Source organism: Microlunatus parietis, from assembly GCF_013407955.1.
GTDB classification, from domain to species: Bacteria; Actinomycetota; Actinomycetes; order Propionibacteriales; family Propionibacteriaceae; genus Microlunatus; species Microlunatus parietis.
Genome location: NZ_JACCBU010000001.1, coordinates 5,240,830 through 5,262,964 on the forward strand (window position 1 = coordinate 5,240,830; position 22,135 = coordinate 5,262,964).

General features: G+C 70.8%; 21 protein-coding genes. 7 read left to right on the forward strand and 14 right to left on the reverse strand.

Going from position 1 to position 22,135, the window contains the following annotated elements; genetic code table 11:
• Window positions 1–535: 535 nt before the first annotated feature.
• Window positions 536–1,486 carry an alpha/beta hydrolase fold domain-containing protein gene (locus BKA15_RS25260; protein ID WP_179755522.1) on the forward strand — a complete coding sequence of 317 codons (951 nt, stop codon included), beginning with the start codon at window positions 536–538 and terminating at the stop codon, window positions 1,484–1,486.
• A gap of 38 nt (window positions 1,487–1,524) precedes the next feature.
• Here the strand turns inward: BKA15_RS25260 and BKA15_RS25265 are convergent, their stop codons facing one another.
• The 6 genes from BKA15_RS25265 to BKA15_RS25290 all read right to left on the reverse strand — a co-directional run bounded on the left by BKA15_RS25265 (window position 1,525) and on the right by BKA15_RS25290 (window position 6,940).
• Entirely contained in the window at window positions 1,525–2,745 is a 1,221-nt protein-coding gene (locus tag BKA15_RS25265) for a cytochrome P450 (protein ID WP_179755524.1), read from the reverse strand.
• Window positions 2,742–3,092: a hypothetical protein gene (locus tag BKA15_RS25270; protein WP_179755526.1), complete on the reverse strand. Its 351-nt coding sequence runs from the start codon at window positions 3,090–3,092 to the stop codon at window positions 2,742–2,744. The genes BKA15_RS25265 and BKA15_RS25270 overlap by 4 nt, the downstream gene beginning before the upstream one ends.
• A gap of 105 nt (window positions 3,093–3,197) precedes the next feature.
• The gene (locus BKA15_RS25275) at window positions 3,198–4,865 is read right to left on the reverse strand and encodes a phospho-sugar mutase (RefSeq protein ID WP_179755528.1); all 1,668 of its coding nucleotides are present in this window, start codon (window positions 4,863–4,865) and stop codon (window positions 3,198–3,200) included.
• Window positions 4,862–5,665 carry a purine-nucleoside phosphorylase gene (locus tag BKA15_RS25280; RefSeq protein ID WP_179755530.1) on the reverse strand — a complete coding sequence of 268 codons (804 nt, stop codon included), beginning with the start codon at window positions 5,663–5,665 and terminating at the stop codon, window positions 4,862–4,864. The genes BKA15_RS25275 and BKA15_RS25280 overlap by 4 nt, the downstream gene beginning before the upstream one ends.
• A gap of 65 nt (window positions 5,666–5,730) precedes the next feature.
• Window positions 5,731–6,492 (reverse strand): putative protein N(5)-glutamine methyltransferase, encoded by a 762-nt coding sequence (locus BKA15_RS25285; RefSeq protein WP_179758691.1) that lies wholly within the window; start codon window positions 6,490–6,492, stop codon window positions 5,731–5,733.
• Window positions 6,493–6,496: 4 nt separating this feature from the next.
• Entirely contained in the window at window positions 6,497–6,940 is a 444-nt protein-coding gene (locus tag BKA15_RS25290) for a gamma-glutamylcyclotransferase family protein (protein ID WP_179755532.1), read from the reverse strand.
• A 62-nt stretch (window positions 6,941–7,002) separates the two neighbouring features.
• On the opposite strand from BKA15_RS25290, the gene BKA15_RS25295 reads away from it, so the two are divergent.
• Complete coding sequence (locus BKA15_RS25295; RefSeq protein WP_312879285.1) at window positions 7,003–8,409, forward strand: NAD(P)H-quinone dehydrogenase; 1,407 nt, start codon at window positions 7,003–7,005, stop codon at window positions 8,407–8,409.
• Between the two features lie 139 nt (window positions 8,410–8,548).
• On the opposite strand, the gene BKA15_RS25300 is transcribed toward BKA15_RS25295, so the two are convergent.
• Entirely contained in the window at window positions 8,549–9,016 is a 468-nt protein-coding gene (locus tag BKA15_RS25300; protein WP_179755536.1) for a DUF805 domain-containing protein, read from the reverse strand.
• A gap of 130 nt (window positions 9,017–9,146) precedes the next feature.
• Between BKA15_RS25300 and BKA15_RS25305 the strand changes: the two genes are divergently transcribed.
• Complete coding sequence (locus BKA15_RS25305; protein WP_179755538.1) at window positions 9,147–9,986, forward strand: NAD-dependent protein deacetylase; 840 nt, start codon at window positions 9,147–9,149, stop codon at window positions 9,984–9,986.
• Here the strand turns inward: BKA15_RS25305 and BKA15_RS25310 are convergent.
• The 4 genes from BKA15_RS25310 to BKA15_RS35000 all read right to left on the reverse strand — a co-directional run bounded on the left by BKA15_RS25310 (window position 9,955) and on the right by BKA15_RS35000 (window position 12,995).
• Window positions 9,955–10,725 (reverse strand): hypothetical protein, encoded by a 771-nt coding sequence (locus tag BKA15_RS25310; protein WP_179755540.1) that lies wholly within the window; start codon window positions 10,723–10,725, stop codon window positions 9,955–9,957. The genes BKA15_RS25305 and BKA15_RS25310 overlap by 32 nt on opposite strands.
• Entirely contained in the window at window positions 10,715–11,962 is a 1,248-nt protein-coding gene (locus BKA15_RS25315; RefSeq protein WP_179755543.1) for an RNA polymerase sigma factor, read from the reverse strand. The genes BKA15_RS25310 and BKA15_RS25315 overlap by 11 nt, the downstream gene beginning before the upstream one ends.
• A 12-nt stretch (window positions 11,963–11,974) precedes the next feature.
• The gene (locus tag BKA15_RS25320) at window positions 11,975–12,403 is read right to left on the reverse strand and encodes a YciI family protein (RefSeq protein ID WP_179755545.1); all 429 of its coding nucleotides are present in this window, start codon (window positions 12,401–12,403) and stop codon (window positions 11,975–11,977) included.
• Window positions 12,404–12,479: 76 nt separating this feature from the next.
• Window positions 12,480–12,995, reverse strand: a complete 516-nt coding sequence (locus BKA15_RS35000) for a TetR/AcrR family transcriptional regulator (RefSeq protein ID WP_218871565.1) — start codon at window positions 12,993–12,995, stop codon at window positions 12,480–12,482.
• 114 nt (window positions 12,996–13,109) lie between these two features.
• Between BKA15_RS35000 and BKA15_RS25330 the strand changes: the two genes are divergently transcribed.
• Window positions 13,110–13,502 (forward strand): nuclear transport factor 2 family protein, encoded by a 393-nt coding sequence (locus tag BKA15_RS25330; RefSeq protein ID WP_179755547.1) that lies wholly within the window; start codon window positions 13,110–13,112, stop codon window positions 13,500–13,502.
• Between the two features lie 55 nt (window positions 13,503–13,557).
• On the opposite strand, the gene BKA15_RS25335 is transcribed toward BKA15_RS25330, so the two are convergent.
• Window positions 13,558–14,373, reverse strand: a complete 816-nt coding sequence (locus BKA15_RS25335; RefSeq protein WP_179755549.1) for a hypothetical protein — start codon at window positions 14,371–14,373, stop codon at window positions 13,558–13,560.
• A 70-nt stretch (window positions 14,374–14,443) separates the two neighbouring features.
• Window positions 14,444–16,258 (reverse strand): acetyl/propionyl/methylcrotonyl-CoA carboxylase subunit alpha, encoded by a 1,815-nt coding sequence (locus tag BKA15_RS25340; RefSeq protein ID WP_179755551.1) that lies wholly within the window; start codon window positions 16,256–16,258, stop codon window positions 14,444–14,446.
• 431 nt (window positions 16,259–16,689) lie between these two features.
• Here BKA15_RS25340 and BKA15_RS25345 point away from each other — a divergent pair, with 431 nt between their 5' ends.
• The 3 genes from BKA15_RS25345 (at window position 16,690) to BKA15_RS25355 (ending at window position 20,002) form a co-directional block, all read left to right on the forward strand.
• Window positions 16,690–17,223, forward strand: a complete 534-nt coding sequence (locus tag BKA15_RS25345; protein WP_179755553.1) for a DinB family protein — start codon at window positions 16,690–16,692, stop codon at window positions 17,221–17,223.
• Window positions 17,224–17,303: 80 nt separating this feature from the next.
• A complete protein-coding gene (locus BKA15_RS25350; protein WP_179755556.1) occupies window positions 17,304–18,491 on the forward strand; it encodes an acyl-CoA dehydrogenase family protein in 1,188 nt (395 codons plus the stop codon).
• Complete coding sequence (locus BKA15_RS25355; protein WP_179755558.1) at window positions 18,488–20,002, forward strand: acyl-CoA carboxylase subunit beta; 1,515 nt, start codon at window positions 18,488–18,490, stop codon at window positions 20,000–20,002. Before BKA15_RS25350 ends, BKA15_RS25355 begins: the two co-directional genes overlap by 4 nt.
• A 97-nt stretch (window positions 20,003–20,099) precedes the next feature.
• Here BKA15_RS25355 and BKA15_RS25360 read toward each other — a convergent pair whose 3' ends face one another.
• Window positions 20,100–22,091, reverse strand: coding sequence for an ABC1 kinase family protein (locus BKA15_RS25360; RefSeq protein WP_179755560.1), 1,992 nt, complete (start codon window positions 22,089–22,091; stop codon window positions 20,100–20,102).
• Between the last annotated feature and the right edge of the window lie 44 nt (window positions 22,092–22,135).

A 22,135-nucleotide genomic window follows, 5' to 3' on the forward strand; every position in this document is an offset into this window, starting at 1 on the left:
ACGATCGCTGCGCTGCAGATCGAGCACCTCGTCATCGTCCGCGCGGGCCGCGTCGGCGACAAGCCCGAACGTCAGCGGAGGAAGTGTCTTCAAGAGCTCTTTCTGCGACAACAGGACCTCGGCGTCGGCTCCGCCACCCTCGAGTCGCGAGGCTTGAAGGACGACCGCCGGGATCTTGATGCACTGCAGTACTTTCGATCCGCTCGGATCATGACCGGTGCTTTCCGGACCCACCACCAGGCTGGGCGCGGAGAGCCCTTGCTATGGATCCCGGATGCGGTCTGCGGTGCAGTGGTGGCCGAACGGACCGGCAATCCTGACTGTCTGGACCTGATCCGGTCCAGGTGCACGATTGTCCACCTCGACGTCCCGGATGAACGACCGCGTACGGAAGCCTGATGAGCTAAACTGTGTTCGTGCTTGCCCCATCGCGGTGGGGCAGGAAGTGATCCCCAGGAGATCCTGCCGGACGACAGGGCCTGGGGATTTGCGTTGCCTGGAGGTCCTGGCCGTCGCCGATGGTTGAGGAGCGTCGATGGAACTGGAACCCGCGGTCGCCGCGGCGCGGGCGCAGGTGCCGCGGGAGCAGTCGGCCGAGGACATGATCGAACACCGGCGGCTGGCGGACGCGTATCAAGATCAACTCTGGCCGCTGGTCGGGCTGGACGGCCCGGAGCTGTCGACGCGCGAGGTCATGATCAGCACGCCGGGACGTCCGGACGCCCGGCTGCAGCTGCTCTATCCGCCCGGCGCCGAGCCAGGAGGGGAGCCGCTGCCGGCCTGCCTGACCCTGTTCGGCGGCGGCTGGCGGCAGGGCGGGCTGCATCATCCGTCGCACCGCCACCCGGCCGCGCGCCGGGCTGCCGGGGCGGGCGTGATCATGGCCAGCCTCTCGTACGCACTCGCACCCGAGCACCCGTACCCGGCGGCACTGGACCAATGCGTCGCCGCCCTGGACTGGCTTGTCGATCATGGACCTGAGCTGGGCGTCGACCCGGGCCGGATCGGCCTGGACGGGACCTCGGCGGGCGGCAATCTGGCCGCTGCGTTGGCCCTGCGCAACCGGGACGGGGCCGGACATCCGCTCCGGCTGCAGATCCTCGAGGTGGCCGCGCTCGACCTGACCGGCGGCCACTTCGACTGGACCTGTGTCGGCCCGGACGTTCGGGAGCCCGTGCAATCCGAGCTGCTCGGTATCGTCCGGCAGTACGTCCCGACCGGCCGGGTCACCGACCCGTACGTGTCACCGTTGCTGGCCGGCGACCTGTCCGGCCTGCCGCCGGCGTACATCCTCACCAGCGAGCTGGATCCGCTGCGCGGCGACGGCGAGGCGTACGCGAGCGCGCTGTCCCGGGCCGGTGTTCCGGTCGCCGCGTTCCGGGTGATCGGCGCCGACCACGGCAGCCAGGTCTTCGAGAAGGTCTCGCTCGGGGCTCGGGCCGCTCAGTCCATGATCAACTCGGCGCTGCGCACCCTGCACGACTGACTCATCCGCAACGAGGCTGAGGGCCCGGGACGGGCAGATCACCAGGCCACCGGGAGCTCGGCTGCTCCGTAGAAGTTCTGGTCCGTGCGCAGCGGCACCTGGCTCGCCGGGACGGCCAGCCGCAGCTCGGGGAAGCGTTCGATCAGCCGGCCGAGCGCGATCCGCAGCTCGACCCGGGCCAACTGCTGGCCGAGGCACTGGTGCACGCCGTGCCCGAAGGTCAGGTGGCCGCGGGTCTGGTTGGTCACGTCGAACCGGTCCGGGTCGGCGAAGTGCGCCTCGTCCCGGTTGGCGGTCTGGACCGAGACGGTCACGTACTCACCGGCCTTGATCAACTCGCCGTCGAGCTCCACGTCGACATCGGCCTGCCGGATGATCCCGGTGTGGATGACGCCGACGTACCGGAGCAGTTCCTCGACACCGGTGGCGATCAACTCCGGCTGCTCGCGCAGTAGGTCCCACTGATCACGGTTCTCCAGCAGGGCCAGCGTGCCCAGGCCGATCATCTTCGCGGTGGTCTCGTGGCCGGCGACGAGCAGCAGCACCGCGATCCCGATCACCTCGTCGGTCGCCAACTCCTGGTCGACGGCCAGATCGGACAGCAGGTCGTCGGTCGGCGCGGACTGCTTCGCGACGACCAGTTCGGCCAGGAACGCGAACAGGTTCTGCTGGGCCAGCGCCTTCTCCTCCGCCGTCGATGACATCGTCATGAAGGTCGCCGCGTCGGTGGTGAACCGGTCCCGGTCCGCGTACGGGACGCCGAGCAGTTCGCAGATCACCAGCGAGGGAACGGGCAGCGCGAACTCGGCGACCAGGTCGGCCGGCGGCCCGGCGGCCTCGATCGCGTCGAGTCGGGCGCCGACGATCTCGGCGATCCGCGGCTCCAGTTGCCGCATCCGGCGGACGGTGAAGACGCCGGTGAGCTTGCGGCGCAGCCGGGAGTGGGCCGGTCCGTCCATCTCGATGAACATCCCGGGCGTCACCGGCAGGTCACCCTCGAAGTCTCCGTACGCCTCCAGGCCGCCCATCGGCACCGGGACCTGGAGCGGCGCGGCGAGCCGGGAGCGGAACCGGGTGTCGGCCAGCACCTGCCGGCACAGGGCGTGGCTCGTCACCAGCCAGCCGAGCCGGCCCTCGGGGAAGTAGCGAAGCCGGCGCAAGGGGGCCTCCCGGTGCAGCGCCATCACGGCGGCCGGCGGGTCGAATGGCCGCTCGCGCTCGAGCGGGATGCCGTACGGGGCGGGGTCGGTGGTCGTCATCGGGTCTCCTCCGGTGGGTATCGGGGCAGCGAGGACGACGCGCACCCGATATACGTAGGAATGTAGTATACGTATATGGGTGCGTGGAGCGAATCGGTCGCGGCGACCTGGACCGCGTCGACCAGCTCGGGACCGAACTCGGCACGGCCAGCCTGCTTCGGGTGGAGGGTGGACACGAAGCAGCCGGGCGCCAGCCAGTCCGGGTCGATCAACGCCAGTGTCGCCGCGTCCGGCCGGGCCAGCAGGTCGGCCGCGACGCCGCCGATCGCTCCGGTCCGCCGCGGGCCGAGCTCGGTGCCGGTCGCGATGCCGCGGACTCGGCCGCCGGCCAGGTCCTGCACCACCACGAGTTGATCATCGTCGCCGCTGCCCGGGGCGAGATAGCTGCGAAAGCCGTACCAGTCGTTCCTTGATCACGTCATCGTCCATCAGGACCGGTTCATGATCGAAGTTCAGAGGCCGAGCACCGCGGTCAGGTCCAGTCCCACCTGGTCCAGGGTCCGGTCGGCCCTGGCGCGGGCCGCGGCGAGATCCTGGCTCTCCGCCGGCGGAAGCCGTACCTCCAGATAGCACTTGAGCTTCGGCTCGGTGCCGGACGGGCGGACCACGACCTTGATCGAATCGCCGCAGAGCCGGACCCCGTCGGTGGCGGGCAGTTCCTTGGTGCCTTCGGCAAGATCGAGGAAGGCGACCGGCTCACCGGCCAGCCGGTCCGGCCGCTGCTCCCGGAGCCGGGTCATCGCGTCGGTGATCAAGGAGAGATCGGACACCCGGAACGTCAGCGGCCGGGTCTGGTGCACCCCGTAGCGGAGGGCCAGTTCGTCGAGCCGGTCCGCCAGCGTCAGGCCGTCCGCCTTGAGCCCGGCCGCGACGCTCAGAATCCGTACCAGGGCAGAGATCCCGTCCTTGTCCGGGACGGCGGCGGGGTCGCAGCAGTAGCCGATCGCCTCCTCGTAACCGAAGGCAAGACTCGGCACCCGGCCGATCCACTTGAAGCCGGTCAGCGTGGCCACGAAGCGCTGCCCGTGCGCGGCCGCCATCGCGGACAGCAGCGAGCTCGACACGATCGAGCAGGCGTAGCTGCCCCGCAGCCCGCGGCGCAAGGCGTCGTCGCCGAGGATCGCGCCCAGCTCGTCGCCGGAGAGGGTACGCCAGCCGTCCGGACCCGGGATCGCGACGGCGCAGCGGTCCGCGTCCGGGTCGTTGGCGATGATCAACTCCGCGCCGGCCGTGGTCGCGGTGGCCACCGCCCGGTCCAGCGCGCCCGGCTCCTCCGGATTGGGGAACGACACGGTCGGGAACGCCGGGTCCGGGTGCTCCTGCTCGGCGACCACGGTCGGGGCCGGGAAGCCGGTCCGGTGCCACGCCTGCCGGACGATGTCGCCGCCGACCCCGTGCATCGGCGTGTAGACCCAGTTCAGCCGACGCGGCGCGTCGGCGTCGACCAACGTCGTCAAACGATCAAGGTAGGCGTTGATCAACTCCTCGCCGATCACCGTGTAGTCCTCGGACCGGCGAAGATCAGCGAGCGGCAGCCGGCTCATCCAGCCGATCCGCTCGGCGATCTCCACGTCGGCCGGCGGGATGATCTGCGAACCGTCGCCGAGATAGACCTTGTAGCCGTTGTCGTTCGGCGGGTTGTGCGACGCGGTCACCACGACGCCGGCGACACAGTCGAAATGCCTGATGCCGAACGCGACCACCGGCGTCGGCGTCGGCCCGGCAGTGATGATCACCTCGAACCCGGCCGCGGCGATGATCTCCGCGGAGTCCCGGGCGAACACGTCGGAGTTGTAGCGGGCGTCGTAGCCGATGATCACCCGGCCGCCCGCCTTGCCCTCGTCGTTGAGGTAGTTGGCCAGGCCTGCCGCGGCCCGGGTGACGACGACCCGGTTCATCCGGTTCGGGCCGGGGCCGAGCGCCCCGCGCAGCCCGGCGGTGCCGAACTCGAGTCGGCCGGTGAACGCGTCGGTCAGTTCGGCCCGGGCGGCCGCATCACCGGCCTCGGCCTTCTCGATCAGGTCGTCCAGCGCGACGGAGGTCGCCGGGTCCGGATCCTGCGCACGCCAGGAGTCGAGCCGCTCCCGCAGCGCGGGGTCGAACGCCGACGCCCCGGTCACAGCACGGCCGCCAGTCCGCCGAGCAGGGACCGCAGCCGGGGTTCGGCGGCGCGGCCGGCCGCGATCACCTCGGCGTGTTCGAGCGGAGTGGGGGAAATGCCGGCGGCCAGGTTGGTGACCAGCGAGATGCCGAGCACCTCCAGCCCGGCCTCGCGGGCCGCGATCGTCTCCAGCGTGGTGGACATGCCGACCAGGTCGCCGCCCAGGATGCCGGCCATCCGGACCTCGGCGGGCGTCTCGTACTGCGGGCCGCGGAACTGGACGTAGACGCCCTCGGCCAGCGTCGGGTCGACCGTGCGGGCGAGCTCCCGGAGCCGCTTCGAGTAGGCCTCGGTCAGGTCGATGAACGTCGGCCCCTCCAGCGGCGTGGCGCCGGTCAGGTTGAGATGATCACGGATCAGCACCGGAGTGCCCGGGCCCCAGTCCGGGTTGAGCCCGCCGCAGCCGTTGGTCACCACCAGCGTCGTCGCGCCGGCCGCCGCGGCCGTCCGGACCCCGTGCACCACCGCTGCCGTACCGCGGCCCTCGTAGTAATGGGTTCGGCCGGTGAACACGGCCGCTGTCTTGCCGAGCGGCGTCCGGTAGGCCCGCAGTGCGCCGCCGTGCCCGGCGACGACCGGGGCGCTGAAGCCGGGCAGTTCCGACAGCGGCAACTCGCCCAGCAGCTCGCCGATCTCGTCGGCCGCCGCCGACCAGCCCGAGCCGAGCACCAGCGCCAGATCGATCTTGTCGACGGCCAGTTCTCGTACCAGCGCTTCGGCGGCGTGTCCGGCCAGCTGCTTGGGATCCTCAGTGGTCATTCCGGCACTATAGGGTGGATTCTCGCCGCGAGTAACCGGCGGAAATTCACATCGGTTCCAGGAGTTCAGGCCTGGCCGATCACGACCGTGCCGTCGATCTCGTCGTCAGAGTTGATCATGGTCTCGAATCCCTTGCCGGCAAGGATTTCCGCGGTCACCGGTGCCTGCTGCCGGCCGGCTTCGATGATCAACCAGCCGCCCGGGGCGAGCCAGTCGGGGGCGGCCGCGGCGGCGTGCCGGTGCAGGTCGAGGCCGTCCGGGCCGCCGTCCAGGGCGATCCGGGCCTCGTGCTCGCGCGCCTCGCGCGGCATCAGCGCGATCTGCTCCGTCGGCACGTACGGCAGGTTGGCGACGACCAGGTCCACCCGGCCTCGCAACGTCTCGGGCAGGGGAGCGAACAGGTCGCCCTGCAGCACGGTGCCGCCGAGTGTGCCCAGGTTGCGCCGGGCGCAGGCGACGGCGACCGGGTCGAGCTCGCTGGCGTACAGCTGAAGGCCGGGCACCTCGGTGGCCAGCGCGGCCCCGATCGCGCCGCTGCCGCAGCACAGGTCGACCACGATCGCGCCGGCCCGGACCCGGCGCGCGGCCTCGGCGACCAGCAGGCCGCTGCGCCGCCGCGGTACGAACACGCCGGGATCGACCTCGATCCGCAACGAGCGGAACTCGGCCCAGCCGAGCACGTACTCCAGGGGTTCGCCGGCGACCCGGCGCCGGACCAGCCGTTCCAAGTGGGCGGGGTCGGCGGCCTCGGCGACCAGCAGGTCAGCCTCGTCCTCGGCGAAGACGCAACCGGCGGCCCGCAGCCGCCCGACGAGTTCGGCGGTCAGCCGGTCACCGGCCGTCCCCGCTGCACGGCCGCAGCCGCAGCTCGGCGACGTACTCCTCCGGCGCGCCCGCGGCCTCGGCCGCGTCGGCGATCAGCCCGACGGTGCGGGCGCTCGGCAGCCCGCCCTCGAAGTCGTTCAACACATAGACCCAGGCTCGCACGATGCCGTCCTGGGCGTTGGCGCTCAGCTTGACCTTCCGGTAGAGGCCGGAGTCGGCGCTCTCCCACGCGTCCAGCTTGGCCTCGTCGACCGGGGACAGGTCGTAGAACCCGACGAACACCTGCGAATCGGGGTCCTCGGCGAGCGTGGGCAGCGGGCCGTCCCACCCGTCGCCGCCGAACGTCAGCCGCCATCCGGGCAGCCAACCGGTGCCGCGCCGGGGCGAGTGCGGACAGCGTTCGCTCATCTGGCTCGGATCGAGGTTGCTACCGTACGCCGCATACAGCACACCCCGGAGGGTACCGGTTCCGCCTCCCCGGTGGTCGGAGATTGCGTGGAAGAATGCCGGACGTGACCCGAGTTGTGATCGTCGGCGGTGGACCTGGCGGGTACGAAGCGGCCTTGGTGGCTGCCCAGTTGGGCGGCGAGGTGACGCTGATCGACTCCGACGGGATCGGCGGCTCGGCCGTCCTGACCGACTGCGTACCGTCGAAGACGCTGATCGCGACCGCCGAGGTGATGACCGAGGTCAGCGAGTCCGCGGAGCTGGGCATCCGGTTCGCCGACGGCGACACGCCGGCCACCGGGCTCAGCGTCGACCTGAAGGCTGTCAACGAGCGGGTGCTCGATCTGGCCGGGGCGCAGTCGGAGGACATCGCATCCAGGCTGGTCCGGGACAAGGTGACGATCATCTCCGGCCGGGGCCGGCTGGCGTCTTCCGAGCTGGTGGTCGCGGAGACCGCCGACGGCGAGCGGTCCTATCCGGCCGACGTCATCCTGATCGCGACCGGTGCGCATCCGCGGGTGCTGCCCGAGGCCGTACCGGACGGCGAGCGGATCCTCACCTGGACCCAGGTGTACGGCCTGACCGAGTTGCCGGAGAAGCTGATCGTGGTCGGTTCCGGCGTGACCGGGGCCGAGTTCGCGGGCGCCTACAGCGCGCTCGGGGCCGAGGTCGTCCTGGTCTCGTCGCGGGACCGAGTGCTGCCGCACGAGGACGCCGACGCCGCGCAGGTGCTGGAGGACGTGTTCACCCGGCGCGGGATGGAGGTGCTGTCCCGGTCTCGGGCCCAGTCGGTGGTACGGGACGGCGACCGGGTCGTGGTGACGCTGACCGACGGCCGGACCGTCACCGGCTCGCACTGCCTGCTGGCCGTCGGGTCGATCCCGAACACGGAGGACCTCGGCCTGGCCGACGCCGGGGTCGAGCTGAACGAGGCCGGCTTCGTCGCCGTGGACCGGGTCTCCCGGACCTCCGCCCGCGGCGTGTACGCGGCCGGCGACTGCACCGGTGTCCTGATGCTCGCCTCGGTCGCAGCGATGCAGGGCCGGATCGCGATGTGGCACGCCCTCGGCGACCGGGTCAGCCCGCTCGACCTGAGCGTCGTCTCGTCCAACGTCTTCACCGCGCCGGAGATCGCCACTGTCGGGATGACGCAGCAGCAGGCCGACACCGCGATCCCGAAGGTCGCCACCGCGATGCTGCCCCTGGAGGGCAACGCCCGGGCCAAGATGCAGGGCATCCGGGACGGCTTCATCAAGGTGTTCTGCCTGCCGGTGACCGGCATCGTCGTCGGCGGCGTCGTCGTCGCCCCGCGGGCCAGCGAGTTGATCTACCCGCTGGCGATCGCCGTCGCCGAACGGCTCACCGTCGACCAGGTCGCCGAATCCTTCACCGTGTACCCGTCCCTGTCCGGCTCCCTCGCCGAGGCCGCCCGCCGGCTGCACCTGCACGGCCAGGAACTGCGCGAGAACTGATCAATCGCCGTTTGTCGGAATTCCTCCACGCACGAGGCACTTCCACGTGGCCATCGCGTGTGGGCGCTCGCCCGTGGAGAAATAGCGACAGCGCGGCGAGTCTCGCGCGGCGGCTCCGAGATCGCCGCGGCGCCGGAGATCACCCTGCCAGGTCGTACCGCAGGATCGTCCGGTCGAACCGGCTGCCCTCCGGGTTGCTGTCCATCAGGTACAGGACGAACAAGATCAGGCCGCCGACGAACGGAATGAATGTGAGCAGGATCAGCCCGCCGGAGAAGTTGGCGTCGTGCAGCCGGCGGACCCCGACCGAAAGGGACGGTAGGAAGCAGATCACGTAGATCACCCAGCTCGCGACGACGATCGCCTTGGTCGCCGGTGGCGCGTTCTCGAAGCCGCCGCTGCCGGCCAACTGACCGAAGAGGAAGATCAGCCCGACCAGCGGATTGACCTTCCACAGTTCGCTTCGGCTCGCCCGGCCGGAGAACTTGACGTAGCCGGCGAAGTAGCGGCGGACGGCCTGGGTGAAGGTGCAGCCCGGCAGCGGCGCATCGGCCGGGTCGGGGATCCTGATCGGCAGGTCGGAGAGGCGTTCCCGGGAGTCGTTCATCGCTGTGCTCCGTTGGGTCGGGGTCCGTGACCCGAAGAACGTAACGGTGCGGCGGCCCGGACCAACGGTCTCGTCGGGTGCCGAATCGTGATGACCCCATCACCGTTTCGCGGGTGGGTAGGTTGGTGGGGTGAGCGGGGTTGAGGCGGCGGTCGACTTGCTGCGTGGGCGTCGGTGGGCGGTGTTGACCGGAGCGGGCATCAGTACGGACAGCGGGATTCCCGACTATCGCGGGCCGAACGCGCGGCCGGCCTCGCCGATGATGTACGGCGAGTTCGCCGGCTCCCACGAGGCCCGGCAGCGCTACTGGGCGAGGTCGTACCAGGGCTGGAGCCGGATCGGCACCGCCCACCCGAACCGGGGTCACCGAGCGCTGGTCCGGCTGGAGGCGTCCGGCCTGGTCGGCGTCCTGACCCAGAACGTCGACGGGCTGCACGAGGCGGCCGGTAGCAGCCGGGTGATCGACCTGCACGGCCGGATCGACGACGTGATCTGCCTGGACTGCGGGCTCCGGGTGTCCCGGGCCTCGGTCCAGGACCGGCTGGCTCTGCTGAATCCGGGGGTCCCGGCGGCGGAGGAATTGGAGCACGCCGAGTTGCGGCCGGACGGCGACGCGGTGGTCGAGGACTGGCACGGCTTCGTGCTGGCCGAGTGCGAACGGTGCGGCGGTCGGCTCAAGCCGGACGTCGTCTTCTTCGGCGAGAGCGTGCCGAAGGAACGGGTCGCCGCCGCGTACGACCTCGTCGACGACGGCGAGGTGCTGCTGGTCGCCGGCTCGTCGCTGACCGTGATGTCGGGGCTCCGGTTCGTCCGGCACTTCTGGAAGGCCGGCCGCCCGGTGATCATCGTCAACCGCGGCCGGACCCGGGGCGACGAGTTCGCCGCGATCAAGATCGATGAGGGCACGTCGGAGGTGCTGGACCGGCTCGGTGACGAGCTCAGCGTGATCGGTGCGACCGAAGGTCCCTGATCCGGCGTCGGATCGACTCGGCCAGTACTTCATGATCATCGCGGAGCTCGGTCAGCACCCGGCCCAGCGCCTCGGCCGCGTCCAACAGCCGTTCCTGATCAAGGTCCGGGGGATGGGTCGCGAGGATGCCGGGCGGTTCCGGCAGGCCCGCGTTCTCGACGCTGACCACGCCGAACGCGGGATAGACGACCTCGTGATCGGCACCCCACAGCTGCCAGACCAGGTCCCGGCCCTCGGTCAGCGACCGCAGCGCCCGCCAGCGGTGCCCGCGGACCGCGTGCCGGGCCGCGTCGCCGATCGCGATCCAGGCCAGGAATCCCCACTCCCGCAGGGTTTCCGGGGTGGTGATCAGGCGCTCGGCGGCCACCGGGGTGGCCAGTCGCCCCGTCCGGTCCAGCAGGGCCCGGGATTCGGGCGGCTGGCCGGAGCGGAAGTCGGCCGGCGCGACGACCAGGGACAGCTGACGGCCGTCGGCGTAGGCGACGATGCAGTGCGAGCCGCTCTGCCAGCCCTGGACCAGCGTCCCGGCGACCGGCGCGAACGTGCTCACCGCCCGGACCGCCTCGTCCCGCCGCGCGTCGAGGTCGTCTCCGGTGACGCCGATCCCGGCGTCCAGGTCGGACCAGGCGTCGCCGGCACCCCGGCCCAGCGAGCCGCCCAGTTCGAGCCAGTCCACCCAGGGCTGCCGCTCGGCCCAGTCGGTCAGCCGTTCCACCAGCTCGGCCGGGTCAGCCGCCATCGTCGTCCTCCTCGAGTCGTCGGGCCCGGTCCCGCAGATAACGCTGCTGAACCAGGTTGACTGCCCGGTCCGCCGCCGCGCGATAGGCCGACCGGGCCGCTCCATGATCACCGGCCAGCTCGAGCAGATGGGCCCGGACCGCGATCAGACGATGATCATCGCCGAGCCGGCCGGAGGCGTCCAGGTCGTTGATCAAGTCCAGCCCCGCGGCCGGTCCCGCGGCCATCGCCACGGCGACTGCGTGGTTGAGCTCGACCACGGGGTTGTCCGAGACCCGGAGCAGCAGTCGGTAGAGCGCGACGATCTGCGGCCAGTCGGTCTGGTCGGCCGACGGCGCCTCGTCGTGGATCGCGGCGATCGCCGCCTGCAGCTGGTACGGGCCCGGTTCGCCCCGTGGCAGCACCGAACTGATCAAGGAGACACCCTCGGTGATCATCTCCCGGTCCCAGCGGGACCGGTCCTGCTCGGCCATGGTGATCAACTCGCCGGCGGGCCCGGTCCGGGCGTCCCGGCGGGCGTCGGTGAGCAGCATCAGGGCGAGCAGCCCGGCGGCCTCGGCGTCGTCGGTGAGCCGGTGCATCAGCCGGGCCAGCCGGATCGCCTCGGCGGCCAGCTCGGGCCGGTGCAGGTCCGGGCCGGCCGTGCTGGCGTACCCCTCGTTGAAGATCAGATAGAGCACGTGCAGGACGGCGGCGACCCGCTCCAACTGCTGCTCCCGCGGCGGCAGCGCGAACGGGATGCCGCTGCCGGTGATGCTCTGCTTGGCCCGGGTGATCCGCCGGGTCATCGTCGCCTCCGGCACCAGGAAGGCGCGGGCGATCTCGGCGGTGGTCAGGCCGCCGACCGCGCGCAGGGTGAGCGCGATCTGCGAGGCCGGCGAGAGCGACGGGTGGCAGCACAGGAAGAGCAAGATCAACGAGTCGTCGGAATCCGCCGGGTCAGGGTCTCCGGGCGACGCCGGTCCCGGCCGGATCTCCCACTGGGCCAGGGATTCCTCGCGTCGCCGGCGGGCCTGGTCGGCGCGCAGCAGGTCGATCAGCCGGCGCGACGCCACGGTGATCAACCAGCCGCGCGGCTGTTCCGGGACCCCGGTCTCCGGCCACTGGGTCGCCGCCGCGAGCAGCGCCTCGGACACCGCGTCCTCGCAGCTGTCGAAGTTCCCGTAGCGGCGCACCAGCGCCCCGAGGACCTGCGGCGTGAGCTCCCGCAGCAGATCCTCGGTGGTCCGGTTGATCATGAACGTCGATGATCAGACGTCGGGCGTCGGCGGCGCTTCGTCGATCGGGCGGACGTCGACGTACACCTCGGTCGCCGTCGTGGTGGCGCCGGCCGGATGCGGCGTCGCGACCAGTTGGGCGGCGATCTCGGTCGCCCGGTCGAAGCTGACACAGTCGACGATCGTGTAGCCGGCCAGCACCTCCTGGGTCTCGGCGTACGGCCCGTCGGTGACGACCGTTCCGCCGTCGCGGAAGGTCACCCGTCGGGTGTGCACCGGCGCGCTCAGCCCGCGTCCTTCGACGAACTCGCCGGACTCGACCAGGGCGTTGTTCCAGTCACCCATGAACTGGTGCAGGGCGGCGACGTCCTCGGCCGTCCAGGCCGGCCGCTCCGGGGCATCCTTGCCGGTCAGCATGTCGTAGTCCTGCTGTGATCCGTACAGCATGATCAGGTATTTCATCGGATTCTCCTTCCGTTCGCGGCCTCGTGTCGGGGGCCGTCACCGAGAGATCGGAGCCGGCGGCCCGTACCGGACATCAGCCCGGGTCCGGCTCTGCGATCAGGCCGTCGAGGACGACCCGCATGGCCCGGCGCCCGCCCCGTTCGTGGGTGAAGGCGGCATGGGCGGCGGCGATCACGGCGGACACGGTGGCGTCGTCGAGATCCGCCCGGACCTCGCCCGCCTGCACGGCCCGGGCACGGAGCGTCGAGAGCGCACCGTTGAGCGCGGCCAGCGGCTCGGCGACGGCCCGGTCGACCTCCTCGGCCGGGCGGCCGAGTCGGTGCGACAACGCGTGAGCCGCCGCGCCGGCCCCCACGACGTGTTCCAGCACCGTACGGAGCGCCAGGCCCGGGTCCTCGTCGTCGAGGCGGGCCTCGGCGTAGCCCGCCAGTTCCGCCACGACGCTCGCGAGGACGGCGTCGACGAGGTCCGTCTTGGCCGGGAAGTGCCGGTGCACCGTCCCCGGTCCGACCCCGGCCAGCCGGGCGATCTCGTCCAGCGGCACGTCGAATCCGTGCTCGCGGAACGCCTCTCGAGCGGCGTTGATCACCTTGGCGCGATTGGCCGCGGCGTCGGCGCGAAGCGGTCGCGGGCTTGAAGCGGTGCGTGCGCCCCGGTTAGAGTTCGGCATGTCAGGACCATCCTCTCCCAGGGAAGGCAGCCGATGCCGCTCTCGACCGCCGATCGCCTCGCGATCCATGAATTGATCTCGCTGCACGGCCACCTCGCCGACGACCGGCGGCACGACGACCTGGCGGAACTGCTGACCGAGGACGCCGCGTACGACGTGTCGGATTTCGGCCTGGGCACCGTGCGCGGGCTGCCGGCGCTGACCGACCTGTTCCGCACCGCTCCGGGTGATCAACCTCGCGGTCACCACGTCACGAACGTCATCGTCACCGAGGAACCCGGCCTGGACGACGTGGCCCGGGTGCGTTCCAAGGGCATCGCCGTGATGGCCGACGGCCGCGCGGACACCGTCGGTTACGACGACGAAGTCGTACGGACTCCTGCCGGCTGGCGGATCCGTCGGCGCAAGGTGGTCGCCCGGTCCTGAACGTGAAAGGTGCCCGCCTCCCCGATGGGAGACGGGCACCACGGTGCGATCAAGATCAGTCGCCGAAGCCGTCGAACATGCCGCCGATGCCTTCGCCGATCTCACCGATGCCGTCGCCGATGCCCTCGAACATGCCGCCGATGCCTTCGCCGATCCCACCGATGCCCTCGCCGATCCCGCCGAACACGTTGCCCATGCCGCCGAACAGGAAGCTGCCGATCAGTACGCCGGACAGCAGGTCCGAGCCGCGCCAGTTGCTGTAGTAGCCCTGCGCCCACGGCGCGTAGGCCTGGCCGCCCTCCCAGTACGGCACCCGCTGGGCACCGACCTGGACGGTTCGGATGTACGGGTCGGCGCCGGCCAGCACCCGCTCCGCGTCGGCCGGGCAGGCCGGGATCTTGCGCGGTGCGCCGCCCGGCGGGGCCCACTCGACGTCCTGGCTGGACGGTCCGTGGGCGGGGTTGAAGAAGCACGGCGGGCGCTTGGCCGGCAGCGGCTCGCCCGCCACCCGGGCCTTGACGCAGGCGATCGCGTACCGCCCGTCCTCGAGGATCTCGGTGACGTGCCGGATCTCGTCCGGCTGCTTCACCGCGTCCAGCGACATCTTCGCGTCGTCGTAGGCGTCCAGGGCGCGCTGGTAGTCCTGCTGCATGGCCTCGTCCAGCGGATGGCCGGCGACATCGGAATCGAGTCGCTGCAGTTCCTCCCCGAACTTGGTCACGTCCTCCTCGGCGGCGCGCTTCGAGGTCGACAGCTGGCTTTCCAGCTCGGCCCGCGCAGCCTCCTCACGCTGTCGCGCATGGCGACGGCTGATCAGCATGGCGCCGCCACCGACGACACCGAGCACAATCAAGAGAACAAGCCACTCCATGCCCTTCAGTCTGCCCGGTTATCTCCGAACACCCACCGTCGGGGACCTAAAAAGCCATAAGAACCCTGGTTCAGTCGACGATCTCGCAGATCACCTGGCCGCTGGCGACCGTTTCACCGGCCTCGGCCGTGAGCCCGGTCACTTTCCCGGCCCGGTGCGCGATCAGCGGCTGCTCCATCTTCATCGCCTCCAGGACGACGATCAGTTCGCCCACGGCGACCGTCGCCCCGTCGGCCACCGCGATCTTGACGATCGTGCCCTGCATCGGCGACGTGACCGCGTGGCCGTCCGCCGCCGCGGGCCCGGTCGCGGCCGTCCGAGGCCGCCGCCGGGGCCGGCCTTCCCGGCCGACGGCACCGTTGATCGTGAAGCCGGCCGGCAGCGCCACCTCAAGCCGCTTGCCGTTCACCTCGACGATCATGGTCTCGCGCGGCTCCGGTTCGGCGCCCGGCTCGACGACGCCGTCCGACGGGGCGAGCCGGCCGGCGAACTCGGTCTCGATCCAGCGCGTGTGCACGCCGAACCGGCCGTCCGCAGCGGTGAAGGCGGGATCCTCGAGCACCGCGCGGTGGAACGGGAGCACGGTCGGCATGCCGGTGAGCTCCAATTCGGCCAGGGCCCGGCGAGACCGCTGCAGCGCCTCGGCCCGGTCCGCCCCGGTGACGATGATCTTGGCGATCAACGAGTCGAAGCTGCCCGGCACGGTCATGCCGGCCCGGTAGCCCTCGTCGACCCGGACGCCCGGCCCGGCCGGCGGCCGCCAGCCGGTCAGGGTTCCGGGTGCGGGCAGGAAGTTGCGGCCCGGGTCCTCGGCGTTCAGCCGGAACTCGATCGCGTGGCCGCGGACCGGCGGATCGTCGTAGCCGAGCGGTTCGCCGTCGGCGATCCGGAACATCTCGCGGACCAGGTCGATCCCGGTCACCTGCTCGGATACGGGATGCTCGACCTGGAGCCGGGTGTTCACCTCGAGGAACGAGACGGTGCCGTCGTCGCCGACCAGGAACTCGCAGGTGCCGGCGCCGACGTACCCGGCCGCCCGCAGGATCGCCTTCGAGGCGGTCAGAAGTTGATCATGCTGGTCCGTCGTCAGGTACGGGGCCGGCGCCTCCTCGATCAGCTTCTGGTGCCGCCGCTGCAGCGAGCAGTCGCGGGTGGAGACGACGATCACGCTGCCGTGCCGGTCGGCCAGGCACTGCGTCTCCACGTGCCGCGGATGATCAAGGTAGCGCTCCACGAAACACTCGCCGCGGCCGAACGCGGCCCGAGCCTCGCGGGTGGCCGACTCGAAGAGCTCGGCGATCTCGCCGGCCTCGCGGACCACCTTGAGTCCCCGGCCGCCGCCGCCGTACGCGGCCTTGATCGCGATCGGCAGCCCGTGCTGCGCGGCGAACGCCGCGACCTCGGCGGCGTCGGCCACCGGGCCCTCGCTGCCGGGCACCAGCGGCGCGCCGACCTGCCGGGCCAGGTGCCGGGCCCGGACCTTGTCGCCCAGCGCGCCGATCGCCTCCGGCGGCGGCCCGATCCAGGCCAGCCCGGCGTCGATCACGGCCCGGGCGAAGCCGGCGTTCTCGGCCAGGAAGCCGTAACCGGGATGGACGGCGTCGGCGCCACTGCGCGCCGCGATGGCGAGCAGTTTCGCGACGTCGAGATAGGTGTCGGCGGGGGTGCTGCCGCGCAGGGCGTACGCCTCGTCGGCGAGTCGGGCCGGCAGACCGTCGGCGTCCGGATCGGCGTAGACGGCGACACTGGCGAGCCCGGCGTCGGCCGCGGCCCTGATCACCCGGACCGCGATCTCGCCACGGTTGGCGACGAGCACCTTGCTGATGGCCACGAAACCTCCCCACCGTTGGTGATTGGGGAGTGTAGTGCCGTCCGGCGCGATCATCGCCAAGTTGATCTTCGACGTCGCCGGGCCGCGATCATGATCATGAAAGTGGGTGGGCCTCCCTCAGTATGAGTGAGAGAGGCCCACCAGGCCAGAGTTGTGTGACGTCTCCGGCCGATCGATCAGCGGCACAGCCCGACTCCCCGTCACCGGGAGCCGCAGCGGGTCTTGACCGAAGCCCATGGGTCCCACTGTTCGGCCGACCGATCCGATCGATCACGTTCTCACGCTCAGGTGCGAACGTAGCAACGTTTCTACACCTCGCCGACAGCCATTAGCAACCCCTCGGACACCGCTAAGTCGCTCCGATTCGGCTGTCCACTGCGCCGTCCACACGTCGCCCGGAGTTATGCACCGAAATGATCAACTTCTGCACAGGCACCGGTGGATAATTCCGGATCCGGCGGGTCCGCCCGCCTAAGCTGTCCGGCATGGAGCCCGAGCCGGACACCAAGGACTGGACCTGGACGCTGCAGCGGCAGTGCCCCGACTGCCGACTGTCGGCCGGGCAGATCTCGATGGCGGAACTGCCCGACCGGGCCGAGGCTGCGGCCGCGGAGTGGGTGCAGATCCTGACCTCGAGCCCCGGGGTCGGGATCCGGCCGCGACCGGACGTCTGGTCGCCGCTGGAGTACGGCGCCCACGTTCGGGACGTGTATCAGCTGTTCGACGCGCGGCTGGCCCTGATGCTGGTCGAGGACGAGCCCACCTTCGCCAACTGGGACCAGGACGAGAGCGCGGTCACCGGGGACTACCGCAACCAGGACCCGGACCGGGTGGCCGCCGAGCTGGCCGGAGCGGCGGAGGCGTTCGTGACCCGGCTGCGCGGGCTCGCCGAAGATCAGTACGAGCGGGTCGGGCGGCGCTCCGACGGCGCCGAGTTCACGGTGGTCACGTTCTGTCAGTACTTCCTGCACGACGTGATCCACCACCTCTGGGATGTCACCGGCCAGACCGAGCTCTGACGAGGATCTTTCGCGCCTGAAACGTTACTGGCGAGTAGGCTCGGCCTCGATCCACAGCGTTGTCGAGGAGGCGAGGCAGCATGACTGCGGTTGATCATGGTTCGGCCTACCGGCTGGGCCCGGAACACCGGGATTTCCGGGCCGCCGTCGCCGATTTCGCGCGGACCCGGCTGGCCCCGCACGTGGAGAAGTGGAACGCCAGGCATCGGCTGCCGCTGGAGGCGGTCCGGGAACTGGCCGAGCTCGGGCTGTTCGGACTGGCCGGGCCGGAGGAGTACGGCGGCGCGGGCGACTTCACCAGCCTGTGCGTGGCGATCGAGGAGATCGGCTACGTCGACCAGTCGCTCGGGATCACTCTGTCGGCCGCGGTCGGGCTCGGCAGCAACCCGATCGCGACGTTCGGCACGCCGGAGCAGCGGGAGCGCTACCTGCCGGACCTGCTGGCCGGCCGAGCCCTGGCGGCATTCGGTCTGACCGAGCCGGAGGGCGGCACCGACGCCGGGGCGCCGCGGACCCGGGCGACCAGGACCGCCGGCGGCTGGGTGATCAACGGGAGCAAGCAGTTCATCACCAACTCGGGCACCGAACTGACCTCGGTGATCACGATCACCGCACGGACCGGCACGGCGTCCGACGGCGCGGCGGAGGTGACCGCGTTCCTGGTCCCGGTCGGTACGCCCGGGCTCGAGGTCGGCCCGGCCTACGACAAGGCCGGCTGGTACGCCTCGGACACGCACCCGGTGACCTTGACCGACGTCGAGGTCGCCGATGATCAGGTGCTCGGCGAGGTCGGCCGCGGCTACGGCCAGTTCCTGGCTGCCCTGGACGATGGCCGGGTGGCGATCGCGGCGCTGGCCCTCGGCTGCATCCGGGCCTGTCGTGATCTTGCCGTCGAATATGCCGGCACCCGCGAGACGTTCGGGAAGCCGATCGGATCGCGCCAGGGGATCGCCTTCCAGCTGGCCGATCTGGACGTGATGGCGCACGCCGCCGAGCTGCTCGTCTACGCCGCCGCGGAGCGGAAGAACGACGTTGATCATGATCGCTCGGAGTTCAAGCGGGCCGCGTCGATCGCCAAGCTCTACGCCACCGAATCGGCGGTCACCGCGACCCGGATCGCCGCCCAGGTCTTCGGCGGGTACGGGTTCATGAACGAATACCCGATCGCGCGGTTCCACCGCGACGCCAAGATCCTCGAGATCGGCGAAGGCACCTCGGAGGTGCAACGGCTGCTGATCGCCCGCGGACTCGGATTGCCGGTCGCATGACGGAATTCGAGGAGGCCGTCGAGGCGACGCTCCGGCCCACCGCGAAGGCGGCGGAGAAGCTTGCCGGGCAAGGAAAACTGTTCGTCCGAGACCGGATCGCGCTGCTCTTCGACGAGGGTACGTTCAGCGAGGACGGCCAGCTGGCCAACGCGCTGGCCGCCGGCCTGCCGGCCGACGGCGTGATCACCGGCCGCGGCCTGGTCGACGGCCGGGCCGCTCTGGTGGTGGCCAACGACCCAAGCGTGAAGGCGGGTTCCTGGGGTGCCCGTACCGTGGAGAAGATCATCCGGGTCACCGAGGAGGCGCTGCGGACCGACCTGCCGGTGTTCTGGTTCATCGACTCGGCCGGTGCCCGGATCACCGACCAGGTCGACCTGTTCCCCGGCCGGCGCGGAGCGGGCCGGATCTTCCACAACCAGGTCGCGCTGTCCGGCAAGGTGCCGCAGATCTGCTGCCTGTTCGGTCCGAGCGCCGCCGGCGGAGCCTACATCCCGTCCTTCTGCGATGTCGTGATCATGGTCGAGCAGAACGCGTCGATGTATCTCGGGTCGCCGCGGATGGCCGAGATGGTGGTCGGCGAGAAGGTCAGCCTGGCCGAGATGGGCGGCGCCCGGATGCACGCCGAAGTGTCCGGCTGCGGTGATCAACTCGCGGTCGACGACGCCGACGCGATCGAGCAGGCGAAGACGTACTTCTCCTATCTGCCGGCGAACTGGCGCACCGATCCGCCGGTCTACGACGAGGCAGAACCGGCCCGGCCGTTCGCCGACGACCTGGTCCCGGCCGACGAGCATCTCGGTTACGACGTCCGCGGCGTGATCGAGGCGATCGTCGACGCCGACTCGTTCCTCGAACTGAAACCGCTGTTTGCCACCGAGCTGGTGACTGGTTTCGGCCTGCTGGCCGGGCAGCCGGTCGGCATCGTGGCCAACCAGCCGGCGGTCAAGGGCGGCGTGCTGTTCGTCGACTCGGCGGACAAGGCGGCACGCTTCATCTGGCTCTGCGACGCGTTCAACGTGCCGCTGCTCTACCTGGCCGACGTGCCCGGGTTCATGATCGGCAGCGCCGTGGAGCGGCAGGGGATCATCCGGCACGGCGCGAAGATGATCACCGCCGTCGCCGAGGCGACCGTACCGACGGTCTCGCTGATCCTGCGCAAGGCCTACGGTGCCGGGCTCTACGCGATGGCCGGCCCCGGCTTCGGCCCGGACGCCTGCCTGGCCCTGCCGACCGCCAAGATCGCGGTGATGGGCCCGGAGGCCGCGGTCAACGCCGTCTACGCGAACAAGATCGCCGAGATCGAGGACGAGGCGGAGCGGGAGGCCTACGTGACGAAGCTGCGCACCGAGTACGAGCTCGACATCGACATCCTCCGGCTGGCCGGCGAACTCGTGATCGACCAGATCGTCCGCCCGGCCGACGTCCGCCGCGAACTGATCGCCCGCTTCGCCGCCGCCGCGACCAAGGACCGCCACTTCTCCACCCGGCGCCACGGCGTCCCCCCGGTCTGACCCGTCAGTTTTTCACGTAACGTGAAAAACTGGCGCCTTACCACAGAAGCTTCCCTGGTAAAGCGCCAGGAAAGTTGGTGAGGTGTGACGGGTGGGGTCAGCTGGACCAACTTCGGCGGAAGATCAGGACCAGGGAACGCAGGGCCAGCACGAAGCCGACGAAGAGCAGGCAGGCGCCGATCACCGGGAAGACCTGGATCGTGGTGCCGGGCAGGTTCGGGCCGCCGGTCGCGGTGATCATGATGATCGCGGCCAGGGTGGCGGCGGAGGCGAGGACGGCGACGATCACCTGGTGGGCCAGGCCGAGCAGGAAGTTCCGGTCGCTCTCGTCGCTGAGCAGCCGCAGGTTGATGCTGAGCCGGCCCCGCTCCAGGTCCTCGCTGATCTTGTTCACCCGGCGCGGCAGCCGGCGCAGCAGCGGCAGCAGGTTGAGCAGTTCGGAGTCGAGTTGCTGCCGGATCTTCTCCGGGTTGGCGGCCGCGGCGAAGATCTCGCCGCCGTGGCTGCGGGCGACCTGGACCAGGTCGAGCTTGGGGTCGATCAGCCGGCAGGTGCCCTCCAGCGCGGCCAGCGCCCGGAACGCCGCGGCGACCTGGCCGGGGATCGCGAACCCGTACCGGCGGACCAGGCCGAAGATGTTGCCGAACATGCCGCCGGTGGTCGTGGTGCCGGACCGGTAGCGGACGATCAGCTGGCCGACCTCACGTTCCATCGCCTTCTCGTCCAGCGGCACCGGCGGCCGTTCCAGGATCTCGACCAGGGCGTCGGTCGCGGCGATGCTGTTGTTGCGGTCCACCGCGAGCAGCAACAGCCCGAGCGCGTCCCGGGAATGATCATCGAGCCGGCCGACCGAGCCGAAGTCGAGCAGCCCGATCCGGCCCTCGGCGTCGATCACGACGTTGCCCGGGTGCAGGTCGGCATGGAACACGCCGCTGATCATGATCTGGTCCAGCACCGCGCCGAGCAGCCGCTGGGCCGCCGCCGACCGGGCCTCGGTGGTCAACCCGGCCAGGGTCTCGGTCGAATTGCCGATCGGCGTTCCGGTCAACCGTTCCTGGACCAGGATCGTCTCGCCGGAGTACTCCGGAAAGACCCGCGGGATGATGATCTCCGACTCGGGTCTGGTGGCCGCGGCGACGCCGATCATGTTGTCCGCCTCCACCCGGTAGTCCAGCTCCTCCCGCAGCGAGGCGGCGAACCCCTCGGCCAGCCGGCGGACGCCGAGCTCGCGGGCCCAGCCGGTGGCGCGTTCCAGCCGGTCGGCCAGCCGGCCGACGATGTCGAGATCCGCCGTCACCTGGGCCCGGGCACCGGGCCGCTGCACCTTGACCACGACCGACTCGCCGGTGATCAACACGGCGGTGTGGACCTGGGCCACCGAGGCGGCGGCGAGCGGTTCCGGGTCGATCTCGGTGAACACCTCGTCGATCGGCCGGCCGAGCCCCGCCTCGATCACCGGCCTGATCGCCGGCCAGGGCAGCGCGGTGGTCGAGCTCTGCAACTGCGACAGCTCCCGTACGAAGACGTCCGGCACCAGGTCCGGGCGGGCCGACAGCATCTGGCCGATCTTGATGAACGTCACCCCGGCGTCGTTCAGCGCCCGCCGCAGCGACCGCGCGACCGAGGCGGTCCGGGTCTCGGCGGCCAGCCCGGTCACCCGGTCCCGGGCCCGCGGCCGGAGGAAGCCGCCGAGCCCGTGCCGGACGGCGATCGCGATCACCTGCACGTAGCGGCGGAACCTCCGGAACCGTTCCCGGGTGCTCCGCAGCACCCGCCACGGCGTCGGGATGGTGCCAGTCGGGATGATCAACTCGGCCACCACGAGGACGGCGATCGCCAGGAAGAACCCCCAGGCCAATACCAGGACGAAGATCAACAGCAGCCCGAGCGGGACCCGGTTCTCGTTCTGCTCGAACAGGCCGGACTGGAAGGCGATCCAGGGCAGGGTGGTGCCGAGCGAACCGACCATGATCAGTCCGACCAGGATCGAGCGTGGCCAGCCGATCGGCACGCCGAGGACCCGTCGCGCGATGTAGGCGACCAGCGCCGCCATCGCGATCAGTGACGCGATCCCGAGGATTTCCACCATGGCGGCGATTGTTCCAGGGCTCGGCCGGATCAGGCGGAGCACCA

Coding starts and splice junctions, on each gene's coding strand:
- BKA15_RS25260 (WP_179755522.1), top strand. CDS start 536: ATGGAACTGGAACCCGCGGTCGCCGCGGCGCGGGCGCAGGTGCCGCGG.
- BKA15_RS25265 (WP_179755524.1), bottom strand. CDS start 2,745: ATGACGACCACCGACCCCGCCCCGTACGGCATCCCGCTCGAGCGCGAG.
- BKA15_RS25280 (WP_179755530.1), bottom strand. CDS start 5,665: ATGACCACTGAGGATCCCAAGCAGCTGGCCGGACACGCCGCCGAAGCG.
- BKA15_RS25300 (WP_179755536.1), bottom strand. CDS start 9,016: ATGAACGACTCCCGGGAACGCCTCTCCGACCTGCCGATCAGGATCCCC.
- BKA15_RS25310 (WP_179755540.1), bottom strand. CDS start 10,725: ATGGCGGCTGACCCGGCCGAGCTGGTGGAACGGCTGACCGACTGGGCC.
- BKA15_RS25315 (WP_179755543.1), bottom strand. CDS start 11,962: ATGATCAACCGGACCACCGAGGATCTGCTGCGGGAGCTCACGCCGCAG.
- BKA15_RS25320 (WP_179755545.1), bottom strand. CDS start 12,403: ATGAAATACCTGATCATGCTGTACGGATCACAGCAGGACTACGACATG.
- BKA15_RS25330 (WP_179755547.1), top strand. CDS start 13,110: ATGCCGCTCTCGACCGCCGATCGCCTCGCGATCCATGAATTGATCTCG.
- BKA15_RS25335 (WP_179755549.1), bottom strand. CDS start 14,373: ATGGAGTGGCTTGTTCTCTTGATTGTGCTCGGTGTCGTCGGTGGCGGC.
- BKA15_RS25340 (WP_179755551.1), bottom strand. CDS start 16,258: ATGATCGCGCCGGACGGCACTACACTCCCCAATCACCAACGGTGGGGA.
- BKA15_RS25345 (WP_179755553.1), top strand. CDS start 16,690: ATGGAGCCCGAGCCGGACACCAAGGACTGGACCTGGACGCTGCAGCGG.
- BKA15_RS25350 (WP_179755556.1), top strand. CDS start 17,304: ATGACTGCGGTTGATCATGGTTCGGCCTACCGGCTGGGCCCGGAACAC.
- BKA15_RS25355 (WP_179755558.1), top strand. CDS start 18,488: ATGACGGAATTCGAGGAGGCCGTCGAGGCGACGCTCCGGCCCACCGCG.
- BKA15_RS25360 (WP_179755560.1), bottom strand. CDS start 22,091: ATGGTGGAAATCCTCGGGATCGCGTCACTGATCGCGATGGCGGCGCTG.